Source organism: Deltaproteobacteria bacterium, assembly GCA_016875395.1.
Lineage (GTDB): Bacteria > Myxococcota_A > UBA9160 > UBA9160 > UBA6930 > VGRF01.
Genome location: VGRF01000005.1, coordinates 75,342 through 91,776 on the forward strand (window position 1 = coordinate 75,342; position 16,435 = coordinate 91,776).

12 protein-coding genes are annotated in these 16,435 nt (G+C 71.5%); 11 read left to right on the plus strand and 1 reads right to left on the minus strand.

The genetic code is table 11. The annotated features are described in order from the left end of the window. Window positions 1-10: 10 nt before the first annotated feature. From FJ091_06010 to FJ091_06020, 3 genes are all read left to right on the plus strand, one after another. Window positions 11-319: a hypothetical protein gene (locus FJ091_06010; protein MBM4382908.1), complete on the plus strand. Its 309-nt coding sequence runs from the start codon at window positions 11-13 to the stop codon at window positions 317-319. 5 nt (window positions 320-324) lie between these two features. Continuing rightward, complete coding sequence (locus tag FJ091_06015; GenBank protein MBM4382909.1) at window positions 325-552, plus strand: hypothetical protein; 228 nt, start codon at window positions 325-327, stop codon at window positions 550-552. Between the two features lie 600 nt (window positions 553-1,152). Next, a complete protein-coding gene (locus FJ091_06020; GenBank protein ID MBM4382910.1) occupies window positions 1,153-1,734 on the plus strand; it encodes a thrombospondin type 3 repeat-containing protein in 582 nt (193 codons plus the stop codon). Between the two features lie 30 nt (window positions 1,735-1,764). On the opposite strand, the gene FJ091_06025 is transcribed toward FJ091_06020, so the two are convergent. Then, window positions 1,765-4,341, minus strand: coding sequence for an insulinase family protein (locus FJ091_06025; GenBank protein MBM4382911.1), 2,577 nt, complete (start codon window positions 4,339-4,341; stop codon window positions 1,765-1,767). A gap of 50 nt (window positions 4,342-4,391) precedes the next feature. Here FJ091_06025 and hemW point away from each other — a divergent pair, with 50 nt between their 5' ends. The 8 genes from hemW to thiL all read left to right on the plus strand — a co-directional run bounded on the left by hemW (window position 4,392) and on the right by thiL (window position 16,420). Beyond that, window positions 4,392-5,579, plus strand: coding sequence for a radical SAM family heme chaperone HemW (gene hemW, locus FJ091_06030; GenBank protein ID MBM4382912.1), 1,188 nt, complete (start codon window positions 4,392-4,394; stop codon window positions 5,577-5,579). 159 nt (window positions 5,580-5,738) lie between these two features. Then, entirely contained in the window at window positions 5,739-6,794 is a 1,056-nt protein-coding gene (gene hrcA, locus FJ091_06035) for a heat-inducible transcription repressor HrcA (protein MBM4382913.1), read from the plus strand. Then, on the plus strand, window positions 6,791-7,483 hold the full coding sequence (gene grpE, locus FJ091_06040) for a nucleotide exchange factor GrpE (GenBank protein MBM4382914.1): 693 nt from the start codon (window positions 6,791-6,793) through the stop codon (window positions 7,481-7,483). Before hrcA ends, grpE begins: the two co-directional genes overlap by 4 nt. Before the next feature lie 36 nt (window positions 7,484-7,519). Continuing rightward, window positions 7,520-9,340, plus strand: a complete 1,821-nt coding sequence (dnaK, locus tag FJ091_06045; protein MBM4382915.1) for a molecular chaperone DnaK — start codon at window positions 7,520-7,522, stop codon at window positions 9,338-9,340. A gap of 73 nt (window positions 9,341-9,413) precedes the next feature. Next, window positions 9,414-10,523: a molecular chaperone DnaJ gene (gene dnaJ, locus FJ091_06050; protein ID MBM4382916.1), complete on the plus strand. Its 1,110-nt coding sequence runs from the start codon at window positions 9,414-9,416 to the stop codon at window positions 10,521-10,523. Further along, window positions 10,523-12,613: a penicillin-binding protein activator gene (locus tag FJ091_06055; GenBank protein ID MBM4382917.1), complete on the plus strand. Its 2,091-nt coding sequence runs from the start codon at window positions 10,523-10,525 to the stop codon at window positions 12,611-12,613. Before dnaJ ends, FJ091_06055 begins: the two co-directional genes overlap by 1 nt. An 81-nt stretch (window positions 12,614-12,694) precedes the next feature. Then, on the plus strand, window positions 12,695-15,115 hold the full coding sequence (gene lon, locus FJ091_06060) for an endopeptidase La (GenBank protein ID MBM4382918.1): 2,421 nt from the start codon (window positions 12,695-12,697) through the stop codon (window positions 15,113-15,115). A 348-nt stretch (window positions 15,116-15,463) separates the two neighbouring features. Then, window positions 15,464-16,420 carry a thiamine-phosphate kinase gene (gene thiL, locus FJ091_06065; GenBank protein ID MBM4382919.1) on the plus strand — a complete coding sequence of 319 codons (957 nt, stop codon included), beginning with the start codon at window positions 15,464-15,466 and terminating at the stop codon, window positions 16,418-16,420. Window positions 16,421-16,435 lie beyond the last annotated feature (15 nt).

Consider the following 16,435-nt stretch of genomic DNA (forward strand, 5'->3'; position numbering starts at 1 on the left):
CGAGCTCGCAGTGCAGAACGTCACGATTTCGCAGATGCTCGCCCAGCTCGCACAGGTCCGCGCGCAGTTTCAGCAGCTTCGCGGCGAAGTGAATCAGTGCCTCGCCGTGTTCGACGCGGACGGTGACGGCGAGCCCAACGCGACGGACCGCTGCCCGGGCTCGCAGTCCTCGACGGACGAATCGGGCTGCACGCTCGCTCAATTCTGCGCCGCGCAGCCGATGTCGGTTTGCGCGCGAGCCGACTTCAACAACGACCAGCCGGGCATCAAGAAGCCAGGCGACTGCTTCAGCGTAGGGGGCGCATGCACTCCGTTCTGACTTGCTTGGCGCTCGCCATCGGCGTGTCGGCCGCGGCGACCGCGGCGACCACCGTGGTTCCGCTGCTCGCGAACGATCTCGCGTGGGACGCGGTGCGCGGCGTCGTGTGGGCGAGCGTTCCGGGCAACGGCGGCAGGCACGCGAACTCCATCGTCGCGATCGACCCCACGAGCGGCGCCTTCGGTACGAGCATCTTCGTGGGCAGCGAGCCGACCGAGCTCGCGCTCTCGTGAGACGGCACGAAGCTGTTCGTCGCGATCGATGGCGCAGCGAGCGTGGTGCGCGTCGATCTCGCGAGCTCCTCCGTCGATCTCGACATCGCGCTCGGTATCGATCCTACCTACGGAACTTTCTTCCCGGCGGGCGACCTCGCGGCGGCCCCCGGCACCAGCGGGACGATCGCCGTCGCATCACAGGGCGTTGCGGTCTTCGACGCCGGACTTCGGCGCCCGCAAACCGCCGGCGGCGCGGGCACGCTCGTATTCGGCGCGGACGGCACGCAACTGTTCGGTGCGGACCCGAACAGCTCGAGCTTCGAGCTACAGCGGTTCACGGTGACTGCGAACGGGGTGGCGAGTGCCGGTGCGATCTCGAACGCGCTGCTCGGCTTCGAGCACGACCTCGTGTTCGACGGCGGTTGGGTGTTCGGCAGCCGAGGCGCCGCTGTCGACGTCGTCGCGAGCGCGCGCGCTGGCATCTACCCCGACGTTTCGCTCGCGCGTGGCATCGCCGTGGACGCCTCGACCGGCGAGGTCGCGTTCGTCGCGGACCGCGCGGTGATCCTCTTCGATCGCGCGAGCTTCGCGCCGCGTGGGACGGTGCAAGTCGCGCACATGACCGGCGACGCGCGCGGCTTCGTGCGAACCGGCGCGCGGCGCTGGGCGTTCGCCACGAACGCGGGCCGCGTCTATCTCGTGAGTGCGGATGCGGGCAGCGCCGACGGCGACGCCGACGGCATCCCCGACGCGCTCGACAACTGTCCGAGCTTCGCAAATCCGTCGCAGGTGAACTGGGACGCGGACGGTCTCGGCGACGCGTGCGACCTGCCGGGACCGAACGATCCGGTCGTGCTCGAACCGATCTGCCAGTCGAGTCTCCGGTCCGCGACCGGCTCGATCCCCGGGATTCAGACCTCGATCGATCAGGAGCAGGCGCTGGTCGACAGCGCGAACGTCGAGCTCGCGTATTGCCAAGCGCCGACGGACGCGGATGCCGACGGCCACTTCGATCGCGACGACGCGTGCAGCGCAACCGCAGCGGGCGTGTTCACCGACGACCTCGGCTGTTCGCAGGCGCAGTTCTGCGCGGCTCAGTCCACCGCCGTGTGCAAGCGAGCGGACTTCCGCAACGACGAGCCGCGCAGCAAGAAGCCGAGGGATTGCCGCGTCGTCGCCAACGCGTGTAGCTCGCGGTAACGGCGGAGCTACCCGCGAGGGCGCGAGAGCTCAGCCCGCGCCGACCGTCGCGAGCGTGTAGGCCGAGAGGTCGATCACGCGCCGCGCGACCCGTAACAAGTCGTCGGCGCTGACGGCGCGCACGCGCTCGGGGAACTCGCGGTCGGCGAGGGCGCCGAGGCCGTAGCGCGCGTCGAGCGCCATCGAGAGCGCGCGCTGGCTGCTGCGCTGCTGCGCGATCGCGTGCGTCCCGAGCAGGTAGCGGCGCGCACGTTCCAGCTCGGCCTCGCTCGGCGGGCTCTGCAGCACGCGCTCCAGCTCCTCGAACATGCCGCGCTGCGCGGTCTCGACCTTCTCCGGCGCGGTCGCGATGTACACGCTGAAGTAGCCGGGCGCGTAGCCCACGAGGTTCTGCGCGCTGACCGAGTACGCGAGGCTCTGGCGGTCGCGCAGCTCGACGAACAGGCGCCCGCCTTGTCCGGCGAGCAGCTGCGACAGCACGTCGAGCGCCTCGCGATCCGGGTCCGCCACGGTCACGCCGCGGAAGCCCAGCACGAGGTGCGCCTGCGCGCGCGCCTTGCGCTCGGCGGCGCGGCGGATCTCGCGCGGCGTGGGCTCGGCCTCGGGCAGCGCGAACAGCTTCTCGTCGCTCGGCTCGAGGTCGGCGAGCTCGCGCGCGAGTGAAGTCGCCGCCTCGTCGGGGTCGACGTCGCCGACGACGGTCACGACCAAGTTGTCCGGGCGGACGAGCAGCGCGTGATGGGCGGCGACCGCGTCGGCGTCGAAGCGCGCGACCGAAGCCTTCGTGCCGGGCAGCGGCAGGCGGTAGGGATGGCGCTCCCAGTGCGCGCGCTGGAACAAGTCGAAGGCGAGCGCGCCGAGGCGGTCCTCGCGCCGATCGAGGGAGGCGAGCACGTCGCGCCGCTCGCGCTCCAATTCTTCTTCATCGAACGCGGGGAACACGAGCGTTTCGGCCCAGAGCTGCAGCACCTCGCCGAACGCGTCGGACGTGCAGTCGAGCGTGAGGCCCGCGGAGCTCCGTCCCGAGAACGCGTCGATGTCGCCAGCGAGCGACTCGACGCTGCGCGCGAACTCGGCGGCGCCCCGCGCGCGCGTGCCGCGCAGCCACACGCCCGAGAGGAAGCTGCCGAGCCCCGCGGTTTCTTCCGTCTCCGCGAGCTGGCCGCCGAGCACCGCCGCGCGCACGGCGACGACCGGCACCTCCCGCCGCGGCAGCACGAATGCGCGCGCGCCGTTCGGCAGCGTGTAGGCGTGGAGCTCGTCGCCGCCGCTGTTGTTACGGACGGGCGTGGTGAAGCGGCGTGCCGTGCGCGCGGCGCCGCTCGCGACCGCCGCTTCGAGTGCAGCGTGCGAGGGCTGCGGGGCGCGCTCGGGCAGCACGGTCACCACGGCGAGCCGCGCCGGATCGAGCCAGTCCTGCGCGGCGCGTAACAACTCCTCGCGCGTCACGCCCTCGATGCGCGCGAGGTACTTCTCCTCGAAGCTCGGGTCGCCCGTCGCGAGCTGCGCGCTGCCGAGCTTGCGCGCCATCCCGGAGACGCTCTCGCGCTCCCAGGCGCGCGAGGCCGAGAAGTTGCGGCGCGCCTTGGCAAGCTCGTCCGCGCCGAGCGGCTCGCGGCGCACGCGCTCGGTCTCCGCGATCGAGGCCGCGATCGCGCTCTCGAGCTGCGCGGGATCCGTGTCGAGCGAGACCGAGAACAGGCCCGCGTCGATCGGGGAGTAGCAGCCCGCGTCGACGCCCTCGGCGAGGCCGAGCTCTTCTTTCACGCGGCGGTGAAGGCGCGAGCTGTCGCAGCCGCCGAGCGCGTAGGCGAGCAGATCGAGCAGCGGTGCGTCGGGGTGCGAGACCGCGAGCGCAGGCCACACCAGCTCCGCGCTCGCGCGCTCGAACGGGCGCGCGACCACGCGCGTGCGGAAGCCGCGCGCCGGCGGCTCGCTCGCGCGCTCGCGCCTCGCGCTGCCGCGCTTCGCGGCGCCGAAGGTGGCGCGCACGTGGGCGATGAACGCGTCCGCGTCGAGATCGCCCGCGGCGGAGACGACCATGCGCTCGGGTGTGTACCAGCGGCGGTAGAAGCCGAGCAGCTTCTCGCGCGTGAACGATGCAACGCTGTCGCTGCTGCCGAGCACCGGGAAGCGATACGGGTGCGCCTGATAACAGAAAGCGAACACCTCGTCGTTCAGCACGTGACCCGGGTCGTCCGCGCTGCGGCGAATCTCTTCGAGCACGACCTCGATCTCGCGCGCGACTTCCGCGGGCTCGAACAGCGAGGCCTGCACGGCGTCGGCGAGCACGTCGAAGCCGGCCAGTGCGGCGTCGGCCGGAAGCGTCGCGTGATAACAAGTCGTGTCGAAGCCGGTGAACGCGTTGATCGCGCCGCCCACGCCTTCGACGCTGCCCGCGATCTCGCCGACGCCGCGCGTCGGGGTGCCTTTGAACAGCATGTGCTCGTGGAAGTGCGCGAGGCCGCGCTCGCCGTCGCGTTCGTCGGCCGAGCCTGCGTCGATCCAGATCTGGACTTCGGCGACTGGCTCGAGCCGGCTCTCGCGCACCAGGACGATGAGGCCGTTGTCGAGCACTTCGCGGCGGAACGATGCGGGTTGGGTCATGGGGCGCGGAACGTAACGGCGCGCCGAGGCCGCCACCGTATGCTCGGCACGTGACGACCCCGAGCGAGCTCGAGCGGCCCAGCGTGGGCGCGTACGTGCACGTCCCGTTTTGCGAGCGCATTTGCCCGTACTGCGACTTCCCGGTCGTCGCCGCGCGTTCGCTCACACGCGCCGAGGAGGACCGCTACGTCGCCGCGCTGCTCGGCGAGCTCGCGGGTCGCGCGGTCGACTTCGCGGGGCGCGCACTCGACACGATCTACTTCGGTGGCGGTACGCCATCGCTGCTGCGCCCGGACTCGCTCGCGCGCGTGATCGAAGCGCTGCGCGGCGCGTTTCCCGGCGAACCGCGCGAGGTCACGCTCGAAGCGAATCCGAGCACGACCGAGCGCGAGCGGTTGCCGGCGTTTCGCGCCGCTGGCGTGAATCGGCTGTCGCTCGGCATCCAGTCCTTCGACGACGACACGCTGCGCCGCCTCGGCCGCGCCCACCGCGCGCGCGAGTGCCACGAAGCGATCGGCGCCGCGCGCGACGCTGGCTTCGAGAACCTCTCGCTCGACCTGATCTTCGGCGCGCCGGGGCAGACCGAGGCCGCGTTGCGCCGCGATCTCACGGCCGCGCTCGCGCGCCGACCCGAGCACGTCTCGGCCTACGCGCTCACGCTCGAGCCGGGCACACCGTTCGCGCGCGCCGTGGCGGCGGACAAGCTCGAGGTGCCCGAGGACGACGCGGCCGCCGAGATGATGCTCGCGCTCGGCGAGCGCCTCGAAGCGGCGGGCCTCGCGCGTTACGAGATCTCGAGCTGGGCGCAGCCGGGCCGCGAATCGCTGCACAACCGCCGCTATTGGCAGCGGCGGCCCGTGCTCGGCCTCGGTGTGGGCGCTCACTCGACCGAGCCCGCGCGCGAGGGCGCCCCGCACGGGGCGCGCAGTGCGAACGAGCGCGCGCTCGGGCAGTACCTCGAGCGCATCGAGGCGGGGCACAGCGCGCCGCCCGAGCGCGAGGCGCTGAGCGAGGCCACCGCGCGCGCGGAGGCGGTGTTCCTCGCGCTGCGAATGCGCGAAGGGCTCGGCGCCGCCGCGTTCGCCGCCGAGTTCGGCGCCGCGCCGCGCGCCTACTTCTCCGCCGCGATCGAGGGCGCCCGCGCGGAGGGCCTCGTCGCCGAGAACGAGGCGGGCGACCTCGCGCTGACGGAGCGCGGCTGGCTGTTCGCGGACGACGTGGCGGCGCGGTTCGTGTGACGCGAATCGAGGGTTTCGCGTCAGGCGCGCGATCCTCGATTCGGAGAATCGGCAATCGAGCGTCAGACGCCGAATCCTCGATTCTCCCGAGGGCCCCTCAGCACGCGTTGACCGCCCCGCACTCTCGGCGCAAGACTCGCGCTTCGGGGGAATCGCAGCGTGCGCGCACAGCTCGGCCTCACGTCGTCACTCGCAATCGCGCCGGCGCTCTTGTCGGAGCGGCAGTGGCGTGTGCTGCGCGAGGTGGTCACGCGCTTCGTCGCGGACGCGGCGCCGGTTGCGTCGGAGGCGATCGCGGGGCAGCTGCCGATGCATCTCTCGCCGCAGAGCGTGCGCAACACGCTCGCCGAGCTCGAGGAGCTCGGGCTCGTCGACAAGCCGCATCGCTCGGCGGGGCGCGTGCCCACCGCGCTCGGGCTGCGCGCGTTCGTGGATCAGCTGCTCGCGGTGCGCGAGCTCGGCTCTTACGAGAAGCGCGACGTCGAGGGCGCGCTCGAAGACGGCGCGAGCCGCGACGAGAGCGCGTCGCGCCTGCTCTCGCAGCGCACGAAGCTGCTCGGCTTCGTCGCGCCGCCGCGGCTCGAGGAGGTCGTGCTGCGGCACCTCTCGTTCGTACGGCTCTCGAGCGAGCGCGTGCTCGCGGTGCTCGTCAGCGAGAGTGGGCGCACCTACCAGCGCACGCTCGAGCACGCGGGCCACCACGATCAGGCCGAGCTCGATCGCATGGGCGCGGCGCTGTGCGAGCGGCTCGCAGGCAGGGCGCTGCGCGAGATCCGCAGGCGGCTCGTCGCGGAAGCGCAGGCGCTGCGCAGCCGCGCGGACTTGCTGCTCGAGCGCATGCTGCGAGATCTCCCGCTGGCGGCGGATGCGACCGATCAGGAGCTGGTGATCGCCACGCGCCTCGCACTGCTCGACCAGCCCGAGTTTCGCGACCCAGAGCGCTTCCGTGTGCTCGTGCGCGCCGTCGAGGACAAGGAGCAGCTGCTCGCGCTGCTCGATCAGATCCTCGGCGCGAGCGGCGTGCGCGTCGCGTTCGGCGCCGAGCTCGCGGGCGACGCGCTCGGCGAGCTCGCCTTCGTGGCCGCGCGCTACGGCCGCGGCGGCGCGAGCTCCGGCACGCTCGGCGTGATCGGCCCGCGCCGCATGGACTTCGCGCGCGTGATCCCGCTGGTCGGCTATGTGTCCCAACTCTTGTCGGAGCCGCCGCGCGCGTGAGCGATCCCAAAAACGAGACAGAGGCTGAAGGCGGGACGCTCGAGCTGAATCCGGAGCTGGAGGCCGCGCTGCGCGAGGCGACCGAGTCTGTGGACGCGCGCCGCGCGGCGTCGTCCGAGGACGCGAAGCCCGAGGCCAAGCACGACGCCACCGAGGCGCTGATTCACGCCTACAAGGCCGAGGCGGAGAAGCTGGGGCAGGAGCTCGAGGCGGCGAGGCAGGAGGCGGCGGGGTTCAAGGATCGCTTCGTCCGCGTGTCGGCGGATCTGGACAACTTGCGCCGCCGCCAGCTCAAGGAGCGCCAGGAGGCGCTCCAATACGGGCATGAGAACCTCGTAAAGGACCTGCTCAACACGGTCGATAACCTCGATCGCGCAATCGACCACGCGAAAGGAAGTGATGCCAAGGACTTGTCCGCGCTCTTGCAGGGCGTCGAGCTGGCGCAGCGAGAGCTCACGGGGGTGCTCGGCAAGCACGGCGTCGTCGTGATCGAGGCCGAGGGGGTCGCGTTCGATCCGAACGTCCACGAAGCCGTCGCGCAAATCGAGGAGGGCTCCGTACCGCCAGGACACGTCGCTCGCGTCTACCAGAAGGGCTATCGGCTGCGCGATCGGTTGTTACGGCCGGCGCGCGTGGTGGTGGCGATGGGCGTGAAGGCAAATCCGGGCAGTGAGGAGCCCGTGAACTAGCCGGCGCTGTGGGGCGCCGGAGGGGGCGCGGCAGCGATGGCGAAAGTGATCGGGATCGACCTCGGCACGACGAATTCGTGCGTCGCGATCATGGACAGCGACGCGCCGACGGTGATCCCGAACTCGGAAGGCGCGCGCACGACGCCGTCGATCGTCGCGTTCACCGACGCCGGCGAGAAGCTCGTCGGCCAGGTCGCCAAGCGGCAGGCCGTCACGAACCCCGGCAAGACGATCTTCGCGGTGAAGCGCCTGATCGGCCGCCGATACGACTCCGAGGAAGTGAAGCGCTTCTCGTCCGTCGCGCCGTTCGAGGTCGCGCAAGCGAACAACGGCGACGCGTGGGTGAAGGTGGGCGACAAGCTCTGCCCGCCGCAGGAGATCAGCGCCGCGGTGCTCGCGAAGATGCGCGACACCGCGCAGGACTTTCTCGGCGAGCCCGTGAGCGACGCCGTGATCACGGTGCCCGCGTACTTCAACGACGCGCAGCGCCAAGCGACGAAGGACGCGGGCAAGATCGCGGGTCTGAACGTGCTGCGGATCATCAACGAGCCCACCGCAGCGGCGCTCGCCTACGGCCTCGGCGAAGAGGCGAACAAGACGATCGTGGTGTTCGACCTCGGCGGCGGCACGTTCGACGTGAGCGTGCTCGAGATCGGCGACGGCGTGTTCGAGGTGAAGAGCACGAACGGCGACACCTATCTCGGCGGCGAGGACTTCGACCAGCGCGTCATCGATTTCCTGATCGAGCGCTTCAAAGCCGAGACGAACATCGACCTCGCGAGCGACCAGATGGCGCTGCAGCGCCTCAAGGAAGCTGCCGAGCGCGCGAAGCACGAGCTCTCGTCGTCGGTGCAGACCGACGTGAATCTTCCGTTCATCGGCGCCGATGCGAGCGGGCCGAAGCACCTGAACGTCTCGCTCACGCGCGAGAAGCTCGAAGCGATGTGCGCGGACCTGATCGATCGCCTCGTGAGTCCGTGCGAGACGGCGCTGGCCGACGCCGGGGTCGCGAAGGAGCAGATCCACGACGTCATCCTCGTGGGCGGCATGACGCGTATGCCGCGCGTGCAGGAGAAGGTCGCGGAGATTTTCGGGCGAGCGCCGCACAAGGGCGTGAACCCCGACGAGGTGGTGGCTGCGGGCGCCGCGATTCAGGGCGGCGTGCTGAAGGGCCACGTCGAGAACGTGCTGCTGCTCGACGTGACGCCGCTGTCGCTCGGCGTCGAGACCCAGGGCGGCGTGTTCACGCCCATCATCGAGAAGAACACGACGATTCCGACGCGCAAGAGCCAGGTGTTCTCGACCACCGAGGATCACCAGAGCGTGGTGCGCATCCACGTGCTGCAGGGCGAGCGCGCGATGGCGGCCGACAATCACAGCCTCGGCCGCTTCGAGCTGGTGGGCATCCCGCCGGCGCCGCGCGGCGTGCCGCAGATCGAGGTGACGTTCGAGATCGACACCGACGGCGTGGTGGCGGTCTCGGCGAAGGACCTCGGCACGGGCAAGACACAGCAGATTCGCGTCCAGGCCTCGGGCGGCCTCAGCGCCGAGCAGATCACCGCGCTCGTCGGCGAGGCCGAGTCGAACGCGCTCGACGACAAGCGCCGCCGCGACTCCGCCGAGATCAGCAACAAGGCCGACGGGCTCGTGTACTCGACCGAGCGCACGCTCGAGGAGTACGCCGAGCACGTCAGCGACGAAGATCGCCAGAGCCTGCTCGCGGCGCTCGAGAAGACCAAGGCAACCCTCGCGGCGAAGGACTACGACTCGCTCGCAGTCGCGGTCGACGAGCTGTCGGCGCTCTCCTACCAGCTGACGGAGCGGCTGTACGCGGCGCTCGGGTCGAAGACGGAGTGAGGGCGAGGCGGAAGCCTCGATGCCCCTGATGGACACGCGCTCCGCACGTCGCCCCGGCTAAGGTGCGCGCCCGATGACGAAGCGCGATTACTACGAGGTCCTGGGCGTCGGCCGTAGCGCGTCGGCCGATGAGCTGAAGAAGGCGTACCGCAAGCTCGCGCTCGAGTTTCACCCCGACCGCAATCCCGACAATCCGGCGGCGGAGGAGAAGTTCAAGGAGGCGTCCGAGGCCTACGCAGTGCTGTCGGATGCGGACAAGCGCCGGCAGTACGACCAGTTCGGCCATCAGGCGATGGGTGCGGGCGGCGGCTTCCAGGGCGACTTCCAGAACTTCGGCGACATCTTCGGCGACCTGTTCGGCGATCTCTTCGGCGCGATGGGCGGCGGCGGCCGGCGCGGCGGGCGCGGCCAGCGCGGGGCGGACCTGCGGTACACGCACGAGCTCGGCCTCGAGGAAGTGCTCACGGGCGAGGAGACCACGCTCGAGCTTCCGCGCATGCTGCGCTGCGAGAAGTGCACGGGCACCGGCGCGAAGCCGGGCACCCAGCCCGAGCGCTGCGGGCGCTGCAACGGCACCGGCCAGGCCGTGTTCCAGCAGGGCCTGTTCCGCATCAGCCGCCCGTGTGATGCATGCCGCGGCGAAGGCTCGGTGGTGCGAAATCCGTGCACGAGCTGCCGCGGCTCCGGGCGCACCGAGGGCAAGAAGACGCTGAAAGTGCGCGTGCCCGCGGGCGTCGAAGACGGGATGCGGCTGCGCGTCGCGGGCGAGGGGGAGGCGGGCCTCGCTGGGGGACCGGCGGGCGACCTCTACGTGGTGATGGCGGTGCGCGAGCACCCGCTCTTTCAGCGCGAAGGCGCCGACCTCGTGTGCGAAGTCCCCGTGCTCTTCACACAGGCGGCGCTCGGCGCCGAGATCGACGTGCCCACGCTCGAGGGCCGCGTGAAGCTGAAGATCCCCGAAGGCACGCAGTCGGGCCGCACGTTCCGCCTGCGCGGCAAGGGCCTCCCGAGCGTGAGCTCGCCGGCGCGCGGCGATCTGCACGTGCGCATCTTCGTGGAGGTGCCGTCACGCCTCAACGCTCGGCAGCGCGCGCTGCTCGAAGAGTTCGCCGCGGAGAGCGGCGCCGAGGGGACGCCCGTGACGAAGGGCTTCGTCGACAAGCTGCGGGACCTGTTCGATTGATGCGAGCGCTCCTCGCCGCGGCAGTTGTTACGGCTCTCGCATGCGCGGCGTCGGCCCAAGACGAGAAGCCGACCCCCGAGCGCGCGTACGCGGAGGCGCTGCGCATCGCGAGCGAAGACCCGGACGACGGAGCCGAGCAGCTCGCGGCGTTCGTGAAGCAGCACGCGCGGCACCCGCTCGCCGACGACGCGGGCTTGCGCCTCGCGGAGCTGCACGGCGCGGCGAAGCGGCGGCGCGAGGAGCGCGCCGTGCTGGAGCGCGTGGCTGCGATGGAGGGCGCGGACCAGGCGGAGCGCGCGCGCCTGCGCCTCGCGGTGCTGATGCGAACGACGAACGATCTCGCCGGCGCGTACGACGTCGCGGGCGAGCTCGAATTCGCGCAGCTCTCGCAGCCCGAGCGCGAGCAGGCGCACCGCATGCTCGCCGACCTCTCGCGCGAGCTCGGCAAGAAGCGCGCGCAGCTGCGCTGGCTCGGCCAGCTACGCGGCGACGTGCGCGGGAGCGCGCGCGTCGCGGCAGTCGACGCCGAGATCGACAGCGAGATCGCGGTGCTCACCGACACGGAGCTCGCGAAGACCGCCGCGAAGCTCGGCGCGCGCGTGCCCGCCGCGCGGCTCTGGCTGCGCAGCGCCGAGCGCGCGCTCGGGCGCGGGGATCGCGACGGCGCCCAGGCCGCGCTCGAGGAGGCGCGCCGCGCGCCGCTCGCGGGCGGCGACGCCGCGGCGCTCGCGCAGCTCGTGCGAAAGCTCTCGGGCGATCGCGGCGCGGAGGACCTGTTGGGGATGTCGGCGGCGAGCGACGGCCGCATCGACGCGAGCAAAGCGCGCGGCGTGATCGGCGTCGCGCTGCCGCTCACGGGCCCGCTCGCGCCGTTCGGCGAGGAGACGCTGCAAGGCGTGCTGGTGGCTGCAGGCTTTTTCGGCGCGCCCGGCTCGCCCGCTCCCTCGCTCGTGCTCGACGTGCGCGACACCGCCGGCTCCGCCGACGGCGCGCGCGCTGCGCTGGAAGCGTTCGCTGCGGACCCCGAGATCGTCGGCGTGATCGGGCCCCTCGCGGGCGCCGAGACTGAAGTGGCCGCCGAGATCGCGGAAGAGAACGAGCTGCCGCTCATGACGCTCTCGCGGCGCGAAGATCTCGCCGCGGGCCGCGAGTTCGTGTTTCCCCTCGCGCTTTCGCCGCGCGTCGAGGCCGAGCTCGTCGCCGAGTACGCCACGACGACGCTCGGGCTGCGCCGCTTCGCGCTGCTCTACCCGAACGACGAGTACGGGCTCGCGGTGCGCGCCGCGTTCTGGGACGCGGTGGCCGCGCGCGGCGGCGAAGTCGTCTCCGTCGTGCGCTACGCGCCCAAGACGCAGGACTTCTCGACCACGGTGCGCAAGCTCGTCGGCTTCGACTTGCTCCCGGCCGGCGTGATTGCGGCGGTGAACCAGCGCGAGGCGCTGCTGAAGCGCGCGAAGCGCCTTCCGCCGAAGCAGGCACAGGAGCTGCGGCTCGAAGCGAGCTCGCTGCTCGCGAGCGACGGCGCGCCGCTGCCGCCCTACGTCGACTTCGAAGCGCTCTTCATCCCCGACGCCGCCGAGAACGTGGGCCTGATCGCGCCGCATCTCGCCTTTCAGAACGTGCTCGGCGTGCGCCTGCTCGGGACGAGCGGCTGGCACGAGCGCAAGCTGCTCGAGCTCGCCGGCCGGCACGTGGACGGCGCGGTGTTCCCGAGCGGGTTCATCGCCGGCAGCACGCAGCCTCAGCTGATGGAGTTTCAGGCCGCGTACCAGCGCGCCTTCGCGCGCACGCCCGGCTACCTCGCGGCGCAGAGCTACGACGCGGCGCAGCTGATCGTGCGCGCGCTGCTCGAAGGCGCGGACGAGCGCGACGAGGTCGCAAAGCGGCTGCGCAAGGGCACGCTGCACGCCGGCGTTTCGGGCGTGATCGCGATCGGGCGCGAGAGCGGCGTCACGAAGCGTCCGCATCTCGTCGGCGTCGAGCGCGGCGCCTTCATGTCGGTAGACGAAGCCGGCGGTGCGCCTTTCTTGCGCGGGCGCAGCGCGCCGCCTGCTCCTTACGCCGGCGGCGAGAAGAAGCCCGAGAGCTGAGAGAGCGCGCGCTCCTTCGCCGAGCGCCGACTGACTCGTTTCCCGTCAAGTGGCGCACTCGCAGCGTCGAAACGCAGCGAAATGACCCGACGTCCCGCTGGCGACTTCGAGATTCCTGGCGAGCTGCCGATTCTGCCGCTGCGCGAGTCGGTGGTGTTCCCGTACATGGTCATGCCGCTGTTCGTGACGCGCGAGAAGAGCGTCGCGGCGATCGAGGACGCGCTCGCGGGCGACCGCTTGTTATTGCTGCTCGCGCAGCGCAATGCCGAGCTCGAGAGCCCCGGCCCCGACGACCTGCATCGCGTCGGCACCGTGGCGATGGTGATGCGAACGCTGCGCATGGCGGACGGCCGCGTGAAGGCGCTGGTGCAGGGCATCGCGAAAGCGCGCGTCGAGTCGTTCGTGGAGAACGAGCCCGCGCAGTGGGCGCAGCTGAGCGTGATCCCGGACGAGGACGGTGACTGGAGCCCCGAGGCCGAAGCGCTCGGGCGCACCGTGCGCAGCCACGTCGAAGAGCTGCTGCCGCTGAAGAACCTGCCGCCCGAGATCCTGTCGATCACCGCGAACATCCACGAGCCCGGCCGGCTCGCGGACCTGATCGAGTCGAACTTGCGCCTGCGCCTCTCGGAAGCGCAGGAGGTGCTCGAAGCGATCGACCCGCTCGCGCGACTGCGCAGAGTCGACGCCTTGTTACGGCGCGAGCTCGAGATCGTCTCGATGCAGGCGGAGATTCAGTCGCAGGCGAAAGAGGAGATGTCGCGCGGGCAGCGCGAGCATTACCTGCGCGAGCAGCTGCGTGCGATCCAGACCGAGCTGGGCGAGACGGATCAGCGCGGCGAAGAAGTGAGCGAGTACCGCCAGAAGCTCGACGAAGCGGGCCTGCCCGCCGAGGCGAGCGAAGAGGCGCTGCGCCAGCTGCGCCGCCTCGAACGCATGCACCCCGACGGCCCCGAGGCGCAGGTGGTCCGCAGCTACCTCGATTGGATGTGCGAGCTGCCGTGGTCGAAGCTCTCGCCCGATCGCCTCGACCTGAAGCGCGCGAAGCAGATTCTCGACGAAGACCACGCGCACCTCGAGACGATCAAGGAGCGCATCCTCGAGTTCCTGGGCGTGCGCAAGCTCCGCCAAGATTCGCGCGGCCCGATCCTCTGCCTCTCCGGCCCGCCCGGCGTCGGCAAGACCTCACTCGGCCGCTCGATCGCGCGCGCGATGGGCCGCGAGTTCGTGCGCATGTCGCTCGGCGGCGTGCGCGACGAGGCCGAGATCCGCGGGCACCGGCGCACCTACGTGGGCGCGCTGCCGGGCCGCATCCTGCAGGGACTCAAGCACGCGAAGACGCGCAATCCCCTCTTCATCCTCGACGAGCTGGACAAGCTCGGCGCCGACTTCCGCGGCGATCCGAGCGCGGCGCTGCTCGAAGTGCTCGACCCCGAGCAAAACTCGAAGTTCAGCGATCACTACCTGAACGTGCCGTTCGATCTCTCCGCAGTGTTCTTCATCGCCACGGCGAACGTGCTGGAGCGCGTGCCCGCGCCGCTGCGCGATCGCATGGAAGTGGTGCGCGTGCCCGGCTACACGCCGGAGGAGAAGCTCGACATCGCGCGCTCGTACCTGATCCCTCGCCAGACCGAGGAGGCGGGCCTGCCCGCGGATCGCATTCGCTGGAGCGAGCCGGCGCTGCGCTCGATGGTCACGGACTACACGTTCGAGGCGGGCGTGCGCGAGCTCGAGCGCAAGGTCGCTGCGGTGTGCCGCAAGGCGGCGCGGCGCGCGGCCGAGGGCGACACGAAGGTGGTGCGCGTAGAGCCGAAGACGCTGAGCAAGTTCTTGGGGCCCGCGCGCCACGAGCAGACCCTCGCCAGCGCGGTGCCGGAGATCGGCGTCGCGACGGGCCTGGCGTGGACCGAGGCGGGCGGCGACGTGCTGCGCATCGAGTCGACCATGACGCGCGGGCGCGGCCTCGTGCTCACGGGCCAGCTCGGCGACGTGATGAAGGAGTCGGCGCAGGCGGCGCTCACCTGGGTGCGCTGGCGGCTCAGCGAGTTCGGCGTCGACGAGGACCTGTTCTCGCGTCGCGAGCTGCACGTGCACGTGCCGGCCGGCGCGATTCCGAAGGACGGCCCGAGCGCGGGCGTCACGATGGCGACTGCGCTCGCGTCGATCGCGACCGGGATTCCTGTTCGGCCGAACGTGGCGATGACGGGCGAGGTCACGCTGCGCGGACGCGTACTGCCCGTCGGCGGCGTGCGCGAGAAGGCGCTCGCGGCGCTGCGCGCGGGCATCACGACGATGCTGCTGCCGGAGAAGAATCTCGAAGACTTGCGCGAGGTGCCGAAGGAGCTCGCGCGCAAGATGAAGTTCGTGGGTGTGGCGCACATGGATGAAGTGCTGGAGCACGCGCTCGAGCGCAGCCCGAGTGCGCGGAAGAAGACGAAGCGAGAGCCGATGCGCGTAGCCACGCGGGGGCACGTGGCGAGCGTGAAGGCGAGAGGGCGGCGGTAGGAGAAGATCGGCCGGCCTCGAAGACTCGCCGGCCGAAGAGTCTCTCGCGCGGGCAGCAGCCGCGCTGCGGCGGGGGCTCGCGCCGCTCGGCCGCGTGGGCGCGTCTGGGTGTTGCCGTGCGCCGACCGAGGATTTTGGCGCGATGCAGCCGAGCGTGAGCGCGCCCACGCCCGGGCACTCGCTCTGCGACCCCCGCCTCCGCGCGGCTGCTGGGGTGGACTCGAAGAGGCTCTCGGCGCGGGCTGGGAGGAGACGCGGGTGAATCTCCGCCGGCCATTGGGGCCGGGGGAGATTCACTTGGGTTCGAGGCTTGCGTCGGTTCGAGTTGGTGCGGGTACCGTGGTTTGCGTGAAGACGCGGATTCGTGACGTGGGAGAGTTCGGGCTGATCGCGCGCATCGAGGCGCTGAGTCGACGCGCCTTTGGGTCGCGGGCTCTGCCGTCGGTCGCGCTCGGGATCGGAGATGACGCGGCGCTGTTGCGGGTGCGCGCGGGCGAGCAGGTAGTCGTCACGACGGACGCGCTGGTCGAGGGTGTGCACTTCGACTTTGCGCAGGAGTCGGCGCGCACCGCGGGGCGGCGCGCGCTCGTCGCGAATCTGTCGGATCTCGCGGCGACGGGAGCGCGGCCGCTGGGGTTCGTCGTCGCGCTGGCGGCGCCGCCGAGCTTGGAGCTGGCGCGGGCGCTCGGGATTGCGCGCGGGCTCCTCGATGTCGCGGCGCAGCTCGATTGCCCGCTCGTGGGTGGGAATCTCGCGCGCGCGTCGGAGGTGAGCGTCGCGATCACGGCCATCGGGGCGGTTCGCGCGGGGCGGGGGTTGTTACGGAGCGGGGCGCGTGCGGGGGACCGAGTGTTCGTTACCGGCACGCTCGGCGGCGCCGCGCTGGACCGCGCGCGGAAGCGCGTCACGCGCGCCGCGGTTCCGCGCATCGGGGCGGGAATCGCGCTGGCGCGGACGCGTGGCGTGGGGGCGTGCATCGACGTGTCGGACGGGCTCGCGGCGGATCTGATGCACGTGTGCCGCGCGTCGGGTGTTCGGGCGCGGCTCGAGGTCGCCGCGATTCCGACGCCGTCCGGGTTTGCCAAGGCGTGTGCGCGGGTGCGGCGCGATCCGCTCGCGCTCGCGCTCGCGGGTGGGGAGGACTACGAGCTGCTGTTCACCGCGCGCGGCGGCGCGGCGAAAACGGGTTTGCTGTCGCGAAGGCTCGGCGTGCGCGTGACCGAGATCGGGCGGATCGAGGCGGGGCGGGCGGCGGTGCTCGGGTTGCCGGAAGGGCTCGGGGCCGGCGGGTTCCGGCACTACTGAGGCGCCTTCGCGCGG

Bases quoted from the DNA above. Each gene is read 5' to 3' on its own strand.
- FJ091_06020 (MBM4382910.1), top strand. From the start codon at position 1,153: ATGACCGGCGACGCGCGCGGCTTCGTGCGAACCGGCGCGCGGCGCTGG.
- FJ091_06025 (MBM4382911.1), bottom strand. From the start codon at position 4,341: ATGACCCAACCCGCATCGTTCCGCCGCGAAGTGCTCGACAACGGCCTC.
- dnaK (MBM4382915.1), top strand. From the start codon at position 7,520: ATGGCGAAAGTGATCGGGATCGACCTCGGCACGACGAATTCGTGCGTC.
- dnaJ (MBM4382916.1), top strand. From the start codon at position 9,414: ATGACGAAGCGCGATTACTACGAGGTCCTGGGCGTCGGCCGTAGCGCG.
- FJ091_06055 (MBM4382917.1), top strand. From the start codon at position 10,523: ATGCGAGCGCTCCTCGCCGCGGCAGTTGTTACGGCTCTCGCATGCGCG.
- lon (MBM4382918.1), top strand. From the start codon at position 12,695: ATGACCCGACGTCCCGCTGGCGACTTCGAGATTCCTGGCGAGCTGCCG.